This is a genomic window from Actinomadura sp. K4S16, assembly GCF_008327685.1.
GTDB lineage: Bacteria > Actinomycetota > Actinomycetes > Streptosporangiales > Streptosporangiaceae > Spirillospora.
On record NZ_BDDE01000015.1, the window covers coordinates 221,637 to 237,062 of the forward strand.

Here is a 15,426-nt window from a genome sequence, read left to right on the forward strand (position 1 = left end):
CCGGCTCAGCCGTTCCAGACCATCAGCACGAGGATCACCAGCCAGATCAACGCGACGACGCCGGACATGGCGGCCAGCCGCCCCCGCTCCACCTGGGCGATCTCACCCGCCGTGACGGGCTCGGCGGTAGCGCCCCCGGCGGCCGGCTCCTCGGCCTTGGCCTCCGCCGCGCCCTCTCCCGCCTCCTCCGCGGCGGGACGGGCCGGCACCGCCGCGGGCTTCGCCCCGGCCGCCGCGACCTCCAGCAGATGCGCCGCCTTGCGCTGGTCGCGCTCGATGATCAGCAGCAGCACCAGCGCGACGACGAACAGCGTCATCGACACCGTCAGCCACACCTCGGCAAGGTCGCCCTTGGCCAGCCCGAGCCCGATCAGGAAGATCCCGAGCGAGCCGATCCCGTAGATCTGGGTGGTCCGGTGAAGGTAACGCACCACCACCACGTCGCGCTTGCGGATGTAGCGGGGCGTGGACATCGTGGCGGCGGTCAGCGGCCCCAGCGTGAAGATCGCGAACCCGATGTGGAGAAGGAGCAGGATGCGGTCCGAAGTCGACATGAGCCGACCTTAGCCCCCGCGCCCCCGCCCCTCACCGCAACCACGCGACAACCTCAGCCGGCACCACAACCATGCGACGACCTCAGCCGGCGCCGCAACCACGCAACGACCTCAATGGTCGCGATCGCGTCCGAAGGCAGATTCGAGCGAAGCAAGAATCTGATCGCGCAGCGAGCCGCAAGGCGAGCCGGAGCGATGCCAGCGATCGCCGCAGTGCCCGACGATGGAGGGCCGCCAAGGCCCGAAGGAGGAGAGCACTGCCATGTTACTGCAAGCGCTTCTTCAGCCAGGCCAGGATCGTCGGGTAGACGCCCTCGTCGCTCAGCATGTCGGAGGCGTGCATGTCGCCCTCGACGGTCTTGACGGTCGCCTGGACGCCCGCGGCGCGCAGCGCGCTCGCCAGCCCGGTGCTCTGGGTGACGGGGACGAAGTCGCCGGTGGCGTGCATCAGCAGCATCGGGGCGTCGCCCGCGGAGACGTGCGTGACGGTGCTGGCGTCGTCCAGCTTCGTCCAGCAGTCGGGGGCGGCGGTCGCGCCCGGCACGCAGTGCAGGAGGTCGACCACGGCCCGCCGCAGCTTGCGCTGGGTGAACGGGGCGTCCGGCTTCGCGCCGTCCTGGAAGGCCAGGTAGGGGTTGTTCGGCGGCGACAGCGCGATCACGCCGCGGACCTGGCGGGTGCCGGTGCCGAGCGTGCCGAGCTGCGTGGCGAGGTGGCCGCCCGCCGAGGAGCCCATGACCGCGATGCGGCTCGGGTCGACGTTCCACACCCGGGCGTGCTTCTTGATGAAGTCGAGGGCCGCCAGGGCGTCGTCGCGCTGCGCGGGCCACTGGGCCTTGGGCGCGAGCCGGTAGTTCGCCGACAGGACGACGAAGCCCTCGTCGGTCAGCCGGCGCGCGAAGTACTTCCAGCCGCCGCCCTTGTCGCCCTCCAGCCAGTAGCCGCCGTGCAGGAGCAGCACGGCCGGGCGCGGCGTGGCGCGCGGGCCCGGCTTGCGCCAGTAGGCATCGATCTTCTGGGCGGGCGCCTTGCCGTAGGCGTAGGTCCGGAACTGCGGCAGCTGCGGCGTCACCATCACCGCCTGCGCGGTGACGGTGCCGTCCGGTTCCCCGTCCGGGCCGGACGGAACGCCCTCCGTCGGCGACGTGGACGGCGCCGACGGCGAGCCGGTACCGGGGGCCCCGGTCTCCGGCCCGCCGGACGGTGTCCCCGCCGGCGACTCGGACGGGACGGACGCGCTCGGCGTCGGCGCCGGAGCGTTCGCGTGGGCGCCCACGGGAACGGTCACGGCGGAGACACACGTCGCGGCGAACGCCGCCCCACACACCAGTACTTTGCGCACCCCGGGCCCTTTCTTCACGAACCTGGCGCGCCGAGTATAGATGTTTTGATCAAGTCTGGTGGGGAACGGTCAGCCGATTCTCAGGAAAGCGCCTGCTCCAGATCGCGGAGCAGGTCGGCGACGTCCTCGATGCCGACCGACAGCCGCACCAGGTCGGAGGGCACCTCCAGCGGCGATCCGGCCGCCGAGGCGTGCGTCATCCGGCCCGGGTGCTCGATCAGCGACTCGACGCCGCCGAGCGACTCGCCGAGCGTGAACAGCTTCGTCCGCTCGCAGACTCGGACGGCGGCCTCCTCCGACTCCATCCGGAACGAGACCATGCCCCCGAACGCCTTCATCTGCTTGGCGGCGATGTCGTGCCCGGGGTGATCGGGCAGCCCCGGGTAGAGGACCTGCCGGACGGACGGGTGCCGCGTCAGCATCTCCACGATCCGCTCGGCGTTCGCGCAGTGCCGGTCCATCCGGACGCCGAGCGTCTTGATCCCGCGGAGGGTGAGCCAGGCGTCGAACGGGCCCGCGACGGCGCCCATCGCGTTCTGGTGGAACGCCAGCCGCTCCCCGACGGCGGCGTCCGCGGCGATCAGCGCGCCGCCGACCACGTCGGAGTGCCCGCCGATGTACTTGGTGGTCGAGTGGACGACGATGTCCGCACCGAGCTCCAGGGGCCGCTGCAGGTAGGGCGAGGCGAAGGTGTTGTCGACGGCCAGCAGCGCCCCCGCGTCCCGCGCGACGGCGGCGAGCGCCGCGATGTCGGCGATGCCGAGCAGCGGGTTGGTCGGCGTCTCCACCCAGATGATCTTCGTTTCGGGGCGCACCGCCGCCCGCACCGCGGCGATGTCGCCGAGCGGCACCGGGTCGAACTCGACGCCCCACGGCTGGGCGACCTTCGCGAACAGCCGGTAGGTCCCGCCGTAGGCGTCGTTCGGGACGATGACGTGGTCTCCGGGCTTGCAGACGGTGCGCAGCAGCGCGTCCTCGGCGGCGAGCCCGGAGGCGAACGCCAGCCCGCGCGCTCCGCCCTCCGTCTCGGCGAGGCATACCTCCAACGCCGTACGGGTCGGGTTGGCCGACCGGGAGTACTCGTAGCCGCCGCGCAGCCCCCCGACGCCGTCCTGCTTGTAGGTGGAGACCTGGTAGATCGGCGGGACGACCGCGCCGGTGGCGGGGTCGGGCTCCTGCCCGGCGTGGATGGCCAGGGTCTCGAAGCCCTGCTGAACCTCGTTGTCCATGGGTACGAGGCTATCCACTCCCCGACCCTCCTCAAGAAGGAGAGGCTCCCCCGGAGGTATCACCCGCTATTTCGGCGCAGCGGGTGACCCGCAAGCGGCGTCCGGTCTCTACCGTTTTACAGGTATCCCAACGACCGTGAATTAAGGAAGCCCCCATGTTCGCTCGGCTCGCGCGCTTCGTCGTGAGACACCCGTGGTGGACGATCGTGGCCTGGCTCGTGGCCGCGGTGCTCATCATCGCCTTCTCCCCCAAGCTCACCACCGAGTCCGACCAGGGCGACTTCCTGCCCTCGAAGTACGAGTCGGTGCAGGCGCTCAAGATCGCCGAAAAGGCCTTCCCGCAGCAGGAGGACACCTCCTCGCTCATCGTGGTGAAGCGCACCGACGGCAGCCCGCTGACGGCGCAGGACACCGCGAAGGTGGACGCCGCCGCCAAGTCGCTCAACGCCAAGAAGCCTCCGACGGTCCTCGGTTTCGCGACCGGACCGCAGGCCGTGGCGCCCAACAAGGCCGTCCAGGTGGTCATGGTGCCGATGAAGGGCACCTCGATGGACGACAACAAGAAGCAGGGCGAGGCGGTCAAGCAGATCCGCAAGGACCTGCCGACCCTGCTGAAGGGCAGCGGGCTGGAGGCCAAGGTCGGCGGTGACGTCGCCGGCTTCGTCGACAACGAGGACTCCTTCAACAAGTCCTTCGAGATCGTCGGCATCGCCACCTTCGTGCTGATCATCGGCCTGATCCTGCTGATCTTCCGGGCCCCGCTGGCGGCGGTGCTGCCGATCGTCATCATCAGCGTGACCATGCAGGTCGCGATGGGGTTGATCGGCGTCGCCTCGAAGATCTTCGGGTTCTCCGGCGACGACAGCCTCAGCACCATCATCCTGATCGTGCTCTTCGGCATCGGCGCCGACTACTACCTGTTCCTGATGTTCCGCTTCCGCGAGCGGCTGCGGGCCGGCGACGACAAGAAGACCGCGATGATCACCGCGGTGGAGCGGGTCGGCGAGGTGATCTCCTCGGCCGCCGCCGCCATCGCCGTCACCTTCCTGGTCCTGCTGCTCGCGACCTTCGGCGTCTTCAGCGCCTGGGGCCCGGCCCTCGCCATCGCCGTCGTCGTGATGGGCATCACCTCGCTGACGCTGTTCCCGGCGATCGTCTCGCTCCTCGGCACCGCCGTCTTCTGGCCGTCCAAGGCGTGGAAGAAGCAGCCGAAGGACAGGTTCTCCACGGCCATCGGCCGCGGCGTCGGCAAGCGCCCCGCCCTGGCCGCCGCGGCGTCCGGGCTCGTCCTGGTCGTGCTGGCGCTCGGCACCCTCGGGTTCAAGGCCGACTACGACTTCGCCGCCGGCTTCCCGCAGGACACCGAGTCCGCCCAGGCGACCAAGGACATGGAGAAGGGCTTCCCGCCCGGCCTGACCACCCCGGTCCAGGTGTTCATCAAGAGCCAGAACGGGCAGCCGGTCGACCAGCAGCAGCTCCAGGCGTTCAGCAAGGCCGTCGAGAACGCGCCCGGCGTCGGCAAGGTGCAGCCGCCCGTCCCCGGCCAGGACAAGTCCGTGGCCCGGGTCGACCTGGTGCTGAAGCTCAACCCCGCGTCCAACAAGGCGATCAGCCTGGTCAAGGACGACCTGGCGCCCGCCGTGCACAAGGCGGCGCCGGAGGGCACCCGCGCCTACGTCGGCGGGCCGACGGCGATCTTCTCCGACATCAACACGGTCAACAACCGCGACCTGTCGGTGATCCTGCCGGTCGCGGCGGTGCTGATCGCGCTGATCCTGGCGCTGCTGCTGAGGTCGGTGGTCGCGCCGCTGTACCTGGTCGTGGCCGTCCTGCTCGGCTTCGCGGCGACGCTCGGCTCCGCGGTGTACGTCTTCCAGGGCGCGATGGGCGAGCCCGGCGTCACCTTCCAGCTGCCGATCGTCCTCTACCTGTTCGTGCTGGCCATCGGGACCGACTACAACATCCTGATGACGGCGCGGCTGCGCGAGGAGGCCAAGGAGGGCCACGAGCCGCGGAAGGCGGCGGCCCTGGCCGTCCAGCACGGCGGCCCGACGGTCGCCGCGGCGGGCCTCATCCTGGCCGGCACCTTCTCGGTGATGATGCTCGCGCCGGTCTCGATGCTCCAGCAGATGGGCTTCTCGGTGGCGATCGGCATCGCGCTGTCGGCCTTCGTGATGTCCACCTTCCTGGTCCCGGGCCTCACCGCGATGCTGGGCCACAAGGCCTGGTGGCCGGGCCACGGCGACGAGCCGAAGAAGCAGCTCCGGCCGTCCGACACGCGGGAGGACTTCGCCCCGTCCGGGTTCCGCGGCTGACCGCGGCGCCCCCCGAGACGCCGGGTTGCGGGGGCCGGCCCATAACGCCGCCCACCGGCCGGACCCCGCAACCCGGCACCTGAACGGCAGAGCGCCTGGAGACCGCACGGTCTCCAGGCGCTCTGCCGTTTCGGCGGCCCTTGCGGCGCGCCGCCGCCCGGCGGGTCAGCCGGTGGAGTCGGCCAGGAAGGCGAGCAGGTCCTGCCGGGTGATCAGGCCCTTGGGCTTGCCGTCCACGAGGACGACGGCGGCGCCGGACTTCTCCAGGACTCCGACGGCCTTGCTGACCGGCTCGCCGGAGCCGAGCGTCGGCAGCGGCGCCGCCATGTGCGACTCCACCGGCTCGGTCATCTTGGCCTGCCCCTTCACCATGATGTCGAGCAGGTCGGTCTCCCCGACCGAGCCGACCACCTCGGCCGCCATGACCGGCGGCTCCTCCTTCATCACCGGCAGCTGCGACACCTCGTACTCGCGCATGATGGCGATCGCGGTCTGCACGGTCTCGTGCGGGTGGACGTGCACGAACTCCGGCAGCGTGCCGCCCTTGCGGGTGAGCACCTCGCCGACCCGCGCCTCCTCGGTGGAGGGGGTGAGGAAGCCGTAGTCCGCCATCCAGCTGTCGTTGAAGATCTTGCCGAGGTAGCCGCGGCCGCCGTCGGGCAGCAGCACCACGATCACCGCGTCCGGGTCGGCCTTCTCGGCCACGCGCAGCGCGGCGACGACGGCCATCCCGCAGGAGCCGCCGACGAGCAGCGCCTCCTCGCGGGCGAGGCGGCGGGTCATGGTGAAGGAGTCCTTGTCGGACACCGCGATGACCTCGTCGCAGATGTCGCGGTCGTAGGTCTCGGGCCAGATGTCCTCGCCGACGCCCTCGGTGAGGTAGGGGCGGCCGCTGCCGCCGGAGTAGACCGAGCCCTCCGGGTCCGCGCCGACGATCCGGACCCGCCCGCCGGAGACCTCCTTGAGGTACCGGCCGACGCCGCTGATCGTGCCGCCGGTGCCGATGCCCGCGACGAAGTGCGTGATGCGTCCCTCGGTCTGCTCCCACAGCTCCGGCCCGGTCGTCTCGTAGTGCGACCGGGGGTTCTGCGGGTTGGTGTACTGGTTCGGCTTCCACGCCCCCGGGATCTCGGTGACGAGGCGGTCCGACACCGAGTAGTAGGAGTCGGGGTGCTCGGGGTTCACCGCCGTCGGGCAGACGACGACCTCGGCGCCGTACGCGCGCAGCACGTCGATCTTGTCCTTGCCGACCTTGTCGGGGCAGACGAAGACGCAGCGGTAGCCGCGCTCCTGGGCGACGATGGCGAGCCCGACCCCGGTGTTGCCGGACGTCGGCTCGACGATCGTCCCGCCGGGCCGCAGCTCGCCGGACTCCTCGGCGGCGTCGACCATCCGGACCGCGATGCGGTCCTTCACCGACCCACCGGGGTTGAAGTACTCCACCTTGGCGAGCACCTGCGGCCGCCGGCCGCCGCCCACGCCGGCGGTCACCTTGCGCAGTCGAACGAGCGGGGTGTTGCCCATCAGTTCGAGGAGCGAGTCGTGTACGTGCACCGCGACATCCTTGTCGTTCAGTGTGGTGTTCTTGAAGTTGCGGCCCTCTTCCGCCGCCGGTCACGCGCGGAAACGGACGCGGGACCCGGAAGGTTTCCCGTTCCCGACGGTAGCCGAGATCGGCCACCGCAGGTATCGCGACCCTTTGGCGCGGGTAGGAAATCATTCACGGAGGGTCAGCGCAGCATGTTGAGGGCATTCACCGCACGCCGTATCGCGGCGGCCGCGGCCTACGGCGGCGGAGGCATCACCGCACTCGGCGGAATCACGTTCGGCCTGCTCCTCATGCAGGCCCGGCTCGCCCGCAGGACCATCCTGTCGCGGCCGAACGGCGACCCGCCCGTGGCGGACGGGCTGTACGGCGAGGCGCACGGCGGCGAGCCCCTCTCGCTCGTCATGCTGGGCGACTCCACCGCCGCCGGGCTGGGCGTGCACACTCCGGAGGAGACGCCCGCCGCGCTGCTCGCCGCCGGGCTGGCGGCGGTCGCGGGGCGTCCGGTCCGGCTGACGAACGTGGCCCGCTCCGGGTCCCGCTCGGAGGCGCTCGGCGGCCAGGTCGCCCAGGCTCTGCAGACCCGTCCCGACATCGCCGTCATCATGATCGGCGCCAACGACGTGACCGGGCGGGTGCCGGCGGTCGAGTCCGTCCGCCACCTCGGGGAGGCGGTGGAGCGGTTGCGCGGCGCCGGGAGCCATGTCGTCGTCGGCACCTGCCCCGACCTCGGCTCGGTCAGGTCGCTGATGCCGCCGCTGCGCTGGTTCGCGCGCCGGGCGAGCCGCCAGCTCGCCGCCGCCCAGACGATCGCCGTCGTCGAGCGCGGCGGCCGGTCGGTGTCGCTCGGCGACCTGCTCGGCCCCGAGTTCGCCGCCGACCCGCTCTCCATGTTCAGCGAGGACCGCTACCACCCGTCGGCCCGCGGCTACGCCGCCGCGTCCGCCGCGGTGCTGCCGTCGATGGCGTCCGCGCTGGGCCTGCGGCGCGACCTGTCCGGCCATCTGACGGCGGACGTCATCCCCGTCTACCTCGCCGCCGTCGAGGCCGCGGAGCGGGCCGGTACGGAGGTCAGCGGCGCGTCGCTGGCAGGCCGCGACCGCGGTCCCCGGGGCCGCTGGGCCACGCTCCGGTACCCGTTGCGCCGCCCCCACCTGCCCCGCCGCCGCGAAGCCGAGCGCCATGCAGATGAGGACACTGCGGGCGAGGACCGCGCCGCCCTCGCGGGGCCGGAGCCCGCCCGGTCACCGGTGGCGGGCCCCGGCGGTCCGGGACCCCGGCCGGGCCTCCGCGCGCGCCTGCGACGGCCCGGCCGGTGGCGTCGCTCCCAGCCTGCGGCGCCCGGCGTCCCGGGCACATGGGGCGGCGGTCACCGCGCCGCCGGGACTTCGCCCAGGTGAGCGAGGTAAGTCGACACTTATTGGACGCGCCGTCCACCAGGCCCGGGGGGCGGCGTGTACGCCGCGTGCGACCAGCGGCTAGATTGCTGGTGACCGGTGAGTAACACCGTTGGCCGCTGAGAAGGAGACCCGCACATGCCCGAGGCAGTCATCGTCGCAACCGCGCGCTCGCCGATCGGCCGCGCCTTCAAGGGGTCGCTCAAGGACATCCGGCCCGACGACCTCACCGCCCAGATGGTCACCGCCGCGATGGCGAAGGTCCCGCAGCTGGACCCGAGCCAGATCGACGACCTGCTGCTCGGCTGCGGCCTGCCGGGCGGCGAGCAGGGCTACAACATGGCGCGCGTCGTGTCGGTCCTGCTGGGCTGGGACAACGTGCCCGGCGCGACCATCACCCGCTACTGCTCGTCCTCCCTCCAGACGACCCGGATGGCGCTGCACGCGATCCGCGCCGGCGAGGCCGACGTCATCGTCTCGGCGGGCGTCGAGACCGTGAGCCGGTTCGCCAAGGGCAGCAGCGACGGCCTGCCCGACACGCAGAACCCGGTGTTCGAGGAGGCCCAGGCCCGCACCGCCCGGGCCGGCGAGGGCGGCGCCCCCGTGTGGCACGACCCCCGCGAGGACGGCGCGGTGCCCGACATCTACATCGCGATGGGCCAGACCGCAGAGAACGTGGCGGGCATGCGCGGCGTGTCCCGGCAGGCGCAGGACGAGTTCGGCGTCCGCTCGCAGAACCTCGCCGAGAAGGCCCTCGCCAACGGGTTCTGGGAGAAGGACATCACCCCGGTGACGCTGCCGGACGGCTCCGTCGTCGCCAAGGACGACGGCCCCCGCCCCGGCACCACCTACGAGAAGGTGTCGCAGCTCCAGCCGGTGTTCCGGCCGGACGGGACGGTCACCGCGGGCAACTGCTGCCCGCTCAACGACGGCGCCGCCGCGGTCGTCGTCATGAGCGACACCAAGGCCGCCGAGCTCGGCATCACCCCGCTGGCCCGGATCGTGTCGACCGGCGTCACCGGCCTGTCCCCCGAGATCATGGGCCTCGGCCCGGTGGAGGCGTCCCGCAAGGCCCTCGCCAAGGCCGGGATGACGATCGACGACATCGACCTCGTCGAGATCAACGAGGCGTTCGCGGCGCAGGTGCTGCCGTCCGCCGAGGACCTCGGCATCGACCTCGACAAGCTGAACGTCAACGGCGGCGCGATCGCGGTCGGTCACCCCTTCGGCATGACCGGCGCCCGGATCACCTCCACGCTGCTCAACGGCCTCCGGTTCCACGACAAGCAGTTCGGGCTGGAGACCATGTGCGTGGGCGGCGGCCAGGGCATGGCGATGGTCCTGGAGCGCCTCTCCTAGAGGTAAGGCCGAACTTACCTCGGGAAACGACGAACAAACTTTCCGGCAAGAAGCATCCGGTGGCCCGCCCGGAACCGCCCTCAGGCGGCTCCATGCGGGCCACCTGCGCGTTTCCGGGGAACATCCCCGCTACAAATGATCTACGTAACGTAAAAGATAGGTCCCCGTTAGGGGGTTGTCACATGCGCGGAGGTGTTGCAGAGTCGGCAGGAAGAGGCCCGCGACCTGGAGGTGCCAATTGTCACTGAACCACTCGCCGGAGACGCACAGCAAGCTGATCGCCCGCATCCCGCAAGTCACAGGACGTGACATCCCCGAGTGGTTCACCGCCATCGAGAACGGCCCGTCGTTCACCCGCTGCGAGGAACGCAGCACCTGGCTGGCCGAGGAGCACAACCTCTCGCATGGCTACGCCGCGGCGCTGGTCCGCGAGCACGAGCGCGCGCGCCGCGCCCGCCACTACTGAGCACGTCCCTCCCTCGGGGGGACGTACCGAGCGAACTTCATAACGGACGTTGCGGGATCCCGCCAGAGGATGCCCCCGCAGTCGCGGCGCCGTGCCGCCGCGACCTTGGCGCAGAGATCCCGCACAAAGATCAGCCCCACGCCGCCCGGCGCGGGGCTGATCCTTGCGGGACGCTAGTCGCGTCCGGAGAAGTAGCTGAGCAGCCGCAGGATCTCCAGGTAGATCCACACCAGGCTCAGCACCAGCCCGAACGCGCAGTACCACGCGAACTTCTCGGGCGCGCCCGCCCGGACGCCGTTCTCGATCGAGTCGAAGTCGAGCAGCAGGAAGAAGCAGCCGACGAGGATCGCGGCGACGCTGAAGACGTAGGCGAGCGGGCTGCCGGGGTCGCGGATGCCGATGCCGTGGTCGCCGCCGAAGAGGTGCACCACGAGGTTGACGACCATGAGCCCGATCAGCGCGAGCCCGGCGGCCATCACGAACTTGGCGAACTTGGGCGTGACCCGGACGATGCGCAGCGCGTAGACGGCGAGGGTGGCGCCGAACGCCAGCGCCGTCCCGATCACGGCCTGGAACACGACCCCGTGGTAGAGGTCGTTGTAGGAGTGGCTGATGATTCCGACGACGACGCCGTAGACCGCGGCGAACGCCAGCACCATCGCCGCGTTGGCCTTGCGGCCGAACGTGATGAACGCCCAGATGCCGATCTCGGCGACGAGCGCGAGGACGAGCACGGGCCCGGCGAGCGAGGTGGGCACGAGCGTCCAGGCCAGCGCCGCCGTGACCACCAGGGTCGCGAGCGTCAGGAACCCGCGGACGACGACGTCGTCCATGGTCATCGGCCGGGTGGCGGGCGGCGCGTACCCGGGCGCGGCGTACCCGCCCCCTCCGTAGGGCTGCGCCCCGTAGGGCTGCGCCCCGAACCCTCCGCCCCGCTGGTCGAAGGCTCCTCCCCGGAACGCGGGATTTCTACTCTCCATCAGAGTCTCCACTTCGGCCGACGTGAACCCTCAGTGTAAGCCGCACTCCCCCCGGTTGATCAGCCGAAACCCCGCCCAACCAATCCCGCATTTCCCCCCCGCCCTTGACCACTCCCCGCAAGGACACCCCCCAAAAGGCTCAGAACATCCACGTCCAACGTTCCTGGACGGGCCACGCCATAACGCTCTTGGAGTGGACCTGAACCGGTCCGCGGGGCGGGCGGCCGGAAGGCGCTCTAAGCGCCTGGAGGCCGCACGCCCCGCCGAGCCGGGCGACCGCAGCGCCACGCACAAGCCCGCACGGGCACAAGAACCTCAGCCGTGGCGTGAGGATCGCCCGGCTCGCAACGGGGGGTTCCAGGGGGGTCGCTCCCCCTGGGAAACACAGCGGGGCGGGCGGCCGGAAGGCGCTCCAGGCGCCTGGAGGCCGCACGACCCGCCGAGCCGGGCGACCGCAGCGCCACGAGACAAACCCGCACGGGCACAAGAACCTCAGCCGTGGCGTGAGGATCGCCCGGCTCGCAACGGGGGTTCCAGGGGGTCGCCCCCCTGGGCAGACACAGTGCCCCTGGTCGGACTCGAACCGACACAATGGCTCTTTTAGGGAGCCCGCCTCTGCCATTGGGCTACAGGGGCGGCGTCATCATATCGAGTCAGTGGCTGCCACCGCCTTCTCCAAGGGCCGTGGGAATGGGGCTTCGGCGGCCGGGTTCGGCCAGTGGAACGGTCCGGTCGGTCAAGAACGGTTGTCAGATGTCGTGCTGGCGGCCGGCCGCGAGCTCGAACTCCTGGCGGGGCGATTCGAGTTCCCCGAGCGAGACGATCTCGCGGCGGAAGAACGCCGAGAGCGTCCAGTCCATGGTGATCCGGAACTTGCGGTTGACGGTCGGCATGCGCGACAGGTGGTAGGTGCGGTGCATGAACCACGCGGGGAGGCCGCGGAGCTTGAGCCCGTAGACGTTGGCGACGCCCTTGTGCAGGCCGAGGCCCGCGACGGAGCCGACGTAGGCGTGCACGTACGGCTTCCTGGGCTTGCCGCGCAGGTCCGCCACGATGTTGTCGGCGAGGCGCTTGGCCTGCCGGACCGCGTGCTGGGCGTTGGGCGCGGTGAAGTCGCCGGTGTCGGTGAGGTCGGGGACGGCGGCGTTGTCGCCGGCGGCGTAGACACCGTCGAGCCCTTCCACGGTCAGGTCGGCGGTGCACTTGATGCGGGACTTGTCGTCCAGGGGCAGGTCGCTCTCCTTGACGACGGGGTGCGGCTTGACTCCGGCGGTCCAGACGAGGGTTCCGGCGTCGAACTCCTCGCCGTCGCTCAGCACGATGTGCCGCTTCTCCGTGGACTTCAGCAGCGTGTTCATCTTGACCTCGATGCCGCGCCGGCGCAGGGCCTCGGCGGTCCAGCGGCCCATCTCGGGGCCCACCTCGGGGAGGATGCGGTCGGTGGCCTCGACCATCATCCAGCGCATCTCCTCCTCGTCGATGGTCGGGTACCACTTGCAGGCGTCGCGGGCCATGTCCTCCAGCTCGGCGATGGCCTCGATGCCCGCGAATCCGGCGCCGACGAACACGAACGTGAGGGCGCGCTTGCGGACGGCCTCGTCGTTCGGGTTGGACGCGGCGATGTCGAGCTGGTGGATGACATGGTTGCGCAGGAAGATCGCCTCTTCGACGGTCTTGAAGCCGATCCCGCATTCGGCCAGGCCGGGGATGGGCAGCGTCCGGGAGATGGACCCGAGGCAGACCACGAGCATGTCGTACTCCACGTCCCGCTCCGGCACGCCGTGGTTCGACCCGGCCGGCCTGATGGTGACGCGCTTGGACGCGTTGTCGATCCGCGTCACGAACCCGTTCACGATCCGGCAGCGGTTCAGGACCTTGCGCAGCGGCGCGACGACGTGCCGGGGCTCCAGGTTCCCCGCGGCCGCCTCGGGCAGGAACGGCTGGTAGGTCATGTAGGACTGGGGATCGATGACGGTGACGGCGACCTCGCCGCGGCGCAGTTCGCCGCGCAGCCTCTTCTGCAGGCGCAGGGCCGTGTACATGCCGACGTACCCGCCGCCGACGATCACGATCTGTTTCGTGCGCTGGGATGGCATATCCGGAGCGGTACCCGGTTCTGCGGTCCGCTCACGTCTTGGCCGCAGTTGCGAACTTCCTCCCCACCGTCGGCATCTCACCCGTTGTAACGCCAGAAGGGAGACGGCGAGGCCAGGGCCCGACGGGGGCGCCAAGCGGTCGCGGGCGGCGGATCGGTGCAGGGGCCGGTCCGCCGCACCACGGCCGCTTGGCCACGGCCCTGCCTCGCCGTCGAACTCCTCGCGGAGACGGTGATCGGGGGGAAGCGATGCCGCGGTTCGTCCGGGCCGTTCCGCCGGCGCGACGGGCTCGGGCCGGCGCCCTGGACGGCGAGCGCCCGGTCCCGCTAGCGGTAGTCGCGGGCGCGGACGAAGACGGCGTCCAGCATGTCCTCGGTGACCCGGCCGGTGAAGGTGTTCTGCTGGCTCGGGTGGTAGCAGCCCAGCAGCAGGACGGGGTCGCGCCGGGGCTCGGACGGCGGCGGCGCCAGCTCGACCTCGGCGCCGTGGCCGAACTTCGGCCGGGGGCGCGGCACCCCGTACCCGGCCTGCTTCAGCGCGGGCCACACGCCCTGCCAGGCGAACCCGCCGAGGCACACCACGCAGCGGACGGTCGGGGCGACCTCCGCGACCTCGCGGGCGAGCCACGGCAGGCAGGTGGTCCGCTCCAGCGGGGTCGGCTTGTTGTCGGGCGGGGCGCAGCGGACGGTCGCCGACATCCGCGCGCCGATCAGCCGCTGCCCGTCGCCCGCGTGGACGCTGGTCGGCCGGGCCGCCAGCCCGACCCGGTGCAGGGACGCGAACAGCCAGTCGCCCGAGCGGTCGCCGGTGAAGATCCGGCCGGTGCGGTTGCCGCCGTGCGCGGCCGGGGCGAGCCCGACGATCAGGATCCGCGGGCGCTCGTCGCCCCATCCCGCGACGGGACGCCCCCAGTACCGCTCGTCCGCGAAGGCCCGGCGGCGCTGGACGGCGACCTTCTCCCGCCACTCCACGAGGCGGTCGCAGGCGCGGCACACCGACTGGCGGGCGCACAGCTCGTGCAGATCCGGCGCCCCGGCGGCCAGTTCGGCGACGTCGCCCGCGCCGTGCGCGACGGGGGTCGCGGGGACGGCGGGGTCTTCCGGCCACCCTGACCCGGGCGGCACGAACGGAGGGTTGGCGGGCGGCATACCACCGATCGTCCCACGCCACAGCCGGTGGCCGGGTTCCGCCCATGGCCGGTGGCGAGCGGGTCCGATCGGTACGATGCGTTCGCCGGTCGGGGAGGCGGTGGTCCGGCACGCGCGTTGTGCGAGGTGGGAGGCAGGAGTGTCGCAACCGGGCTGGTACCCAGACCCTTACGGGACTGGGAGCCTGCGCTGGTGGGACGGGCAGAACTGGACCGAGCGGCTGAACCCCGAACCCGACCGCCCGCCCCGGATCCCGCGCCGCGAGCAGCGCCCGGACCGCGGGACCTCCGGCGGGACGCACCACGCCGCCCCGCACGTCCCGACCTGGGACCGCGCCCCCTTCGTCCCCGCCCTCGACGTGAACGTGCGCGGCCTGCGCCTGCACGCCGACGACCAGGGCGTCGCCTACGGGAACGCGTCGCTCGCCTGGGCGCGGGTCGAGTGGGTGGCGTACTGGGCGGCCGAGCACCCGGCCGCACACGGCCGCGCCCCCGCCACTCAGTGGATCTTCCAGGCGGGGCGGTACCCGTTCCGCGGCGGCCCCCGCGTGGAGGTGGTGGTCGAGCCGGGCGTCCTGCCCGGCCGCTCGCCGGGGGCGGACGGCGAGCCCGAGCACGTCTGGGGGCGGCTGATCCAGCTCTGCCAGGAGTACGCGGAGCCGCGGATCGTCGAGGAGCTGGCCCGCCGCGTGCGCGCGGGCGAGTCGGTCGACGTGGCGCAGGGGCTGACCGTCCACCCGGGCGGCGTGCGCGGCAACCGGGTGTCGCTGAGCTGGTCGCTGATCTCCGGCGCGACCGTCGACCGGGGCCGGGTCTGGATCCAGCAGTCCGGCGGCACCGCGCCGCTGCTCTACGTCCCGCAGCAGAACCCGAACGCGGTGCTGATCCCCGCCCTGCTGACCCGCCTCAAGTACTAGGCCTGTCGCAAAGTGGCCTCGGCCACGCGCGCGAACGCGTGACCTGGCCGGTGGAGCGAAGCCGGAGGCGAGCGGAAC

Annotated in this window: 12 protein-coding genes and 1 tRNA gene; 5 read left to right on the plus strand and 8 right to left on the minus strand. The window is 71.7% G+C overall.

The genetic code is table 11. The annotated features are described in order from the left end of the window. Nucleotides 1–5: 5 nt before the first annotated feature. From K4S16_RS22225 to K4S16_RS22235, 3 genes are all read right to left on the minus strand, one after another. Nucleotides 6–554, minus strand: coding sequence for a hypothetical protein (locus K4S16_RS22225; protein ID WP_149260938.1), 549 nt, complete (start codon nt 552–554; stop codon nt 6–8). Between the two features lie 265 nt (nt 555–819). Beyond that, complete coding sequence (locus tag K4S16_RS22230) at nt 820–1,842, minus strand: alpha/beta hydrolase (RefSeq protein ID WP_235036985.1); 1,023 nt, start codon at nt 1,840–1,842, stop codon at nt 820–822. 134 nt (nt 1,843–1,976) lie between these two features. Further along, the gene (locus tag K4S16_RS22235; RefSeq protein ID WP_149260939.1) at nt 1,977–3,125 is read right to left on the minus strand and encodes a cystathionine gamma-synthase; all 1,149 of its coding nucleotides are present in this window, start codon (nt 3,123–3,125) and stop codon (nt 1,977–1,979) included. 155 nt (nt 3,126–3,280) lie between these two features. Between K4S16_RS22235 and K4S16_RS22240 the strand changes: the two genes are divergently transcribed. Further along, nucleotides 3,281–5,440: an MMPL family transporter gene (locus K4S16_RS22240; RefSeq protein WP_149260940.1), complete on the plus strand. Its 2,160-nt coding sequence runs from the start codon at nt 3,281–3,283 to the stop codon at nt 5,438–5,440. Nucleotides 5,441–5,605: 165 nt separating this feature from the next. On the opposite strand, the gene K4S16_RS22245 is transcribed toward K4S16_RS22240, so the two are convergent. Beyond that, the gene (locus K4S16_RS22245; protein ID WP_149260941.1) at nt 5,606–6,994 is read right to left on the minus strand and encodes a cystathionine beta-synthase; all 1,389 of its coding nucleotides are present in this window, start codon (nt 6,992–6,994) and stop codon (nt 5,606–5,608) included. 186 nt (nt 6,995–7,180) lie between these two features. Here K4S16_RS22245 and K4S16_RS22250 point away from each other — a divergent pair, with 186 nt between their 5' ends. From K4S16_RS22250 to K4S16_RS22260, 3 genes are all read left to right on the plus strand, one after another. After that, nucleotides 7,181–8,386: an SGNH/GDSL hydrolase family protein gene (locus K4S16_RS22250; RefSeq protein ID WP_200842032.1), complete on the plus strand. Its 1,206-nt coding sequence runs from the start codon at nt 7,181–7,183 to the stop codon at nt 8,384–8,386. 135 nt (nt 8,387–8,521) lie between these two features. Further along, nucleotides 8,522–9,742, plus strand: a complete 1,221-nt coding sequence (locus K4S16_RS22255) for an acetyl-CoA C-acetyltransferase (protein ID WP_149260942.1) — start codon at nt 8,522–8,524, stop codon at nt 9,740–9,742. 238 nt (nt 9,743–9,980) lie between these two features. Continuing rightward, complete coding sequence (locus K4S16_RS22260) at nt 9,981–10,208, plus strand: DUF4287 domain-containing protein (protein WP_149260943.1); 228 nt, start codon at nt 9,981–9,983, stop codon at nt 10,206–10,208. Nucleotides 10,209–10,381: 173 nt separating this feature from the next. Here the strand turns inward: K4S16_RS22260 and K4S16_RS22265 are convergent, their stop codons facing one another. From K4S16_RS22265 to K4S16_RS22280, 4 genes are all read right to left on the minus strand, one after another. Then, nucleotides 10,382–11,188 (minus strand): Bax inhibitor-1/YccA family protein, encoded by an 807-nt coding sequence (locus K4S16_RS22265; RefSeq protein WP_149260944.1) that lies wholly within the window; start codon nt 11,186–11,188, stop codon nt 10,382–10,384. Between the two features lie 563 nt (nt 11,189–11,751). Then, a tRNA-Leu gene (locus K4S16_RS22270) sits at nt 11,752–11,824 on the minus strand. Nucleotides 11,825–11,937: 113 nt separating this feature from the next. Beyond that, a complete protein-coding gene (locus K4S16_RS22275) occupies nt 11,938–13,284 on the minus strand; it encodes an NAD(P)/FAD-dependent oxidoreductase (protein WP_149260945.1) in 1,347 nt (448 codons plus the stop codon). Between the two features lie 326 nt (nt 13,285–13,610). Beyond that, the gene (locus K4S16_RS22280) at nt 13,611–14,432 is read right to left on the minus strand and encodes a uracil-DNA glycosylase (RefSeq protein ID WP_149260946.1); all 822 of its coding nucleotides are present in this window, start codon (nt 14,430–14,432) and stop codon (nt 13,611–13,613) included. A gap of 139 nt (nt 14,433–14,571) precedes the next feature. Between K4S16_RS22280 and K4S16_RS22285 the strand changes: the two genes are divergently transcribed. After that, entirely contained in the window at nt 14,572–15,348 is a 777-nt protein-coding gene (locus tag K4S16_RS22285; RefSeq protein ID WP_160160988.1) for a DUF2510 domain-containing protein, read from the plus strand. Nucleotides 15,349–15,426 lie beyond the last annotated feature (78 nt).

What these genes read in the sequence shown, in the direction of transcription:
- K4S16_RS22240 (WP_149260940.1), top strand. Translation starts at nt 3,281, where the DNA reads ATGTTCGCTCGGCTCGCGCGCTTCGTCGTGAGACACCCGTGGTGGACG.
- K4S16_RS22235 (WP_149260939.1), bottom strand. Translation starts at nt 3,125, where the DNA reads ATGGACAACGAGGTTCAGCAGGGCTTCGAGACCCTGGCCATCCACGCC.
- K4S16_RS22250 (WP_200842032.1), top strand. Translation starts at nt 7,181, where the DNA reads ATGTTGAGGGCATTCACCGCACGCCGTATCGCGGCGGCCGCGGCCTAC.
- K4S16_RS22225 (WP_149260938.1), bottom strand. Translation starts at nt 554, where the DNA reads ATGTCGACTTCGGACCGCATCCTGCTCCTTCTCCACATCGGGTTCGCG.
- K4S16_RS22265 (WP_149260944.1), bottom strand. Translation starts at nt 11,188, where the DNA reads ATGGAGAGTAGAAATCCCGCGTTCCGGGGAGGAGCCTTCGACCAGCGG.
- K4S16_RS22280 (WP_149260946.1), bottom strand. Translation starts at nt 14,432, where the DNA reads ATGCCGCCCGCCAACCCTCCGTTCGTGCCGCCCGGGTCAGGGTGGCCG.
- K4S16_RS22255 (WP_149260942.1), top strand. Translation starts at nt 8,522, where the DNA reads ATGCCCGAGGCAGTCATCGTCGCAACCGCGCGCTCGCCGATCGGCCGC.
- K4S16_RS22275 (WP_149260945.1), bottom strand. Translation starts at nt 13,284, where the DNA reads ATGCCATCCCAGCGCACGAAACAGATCGTGATCGTCGGCGGCGGGTAC.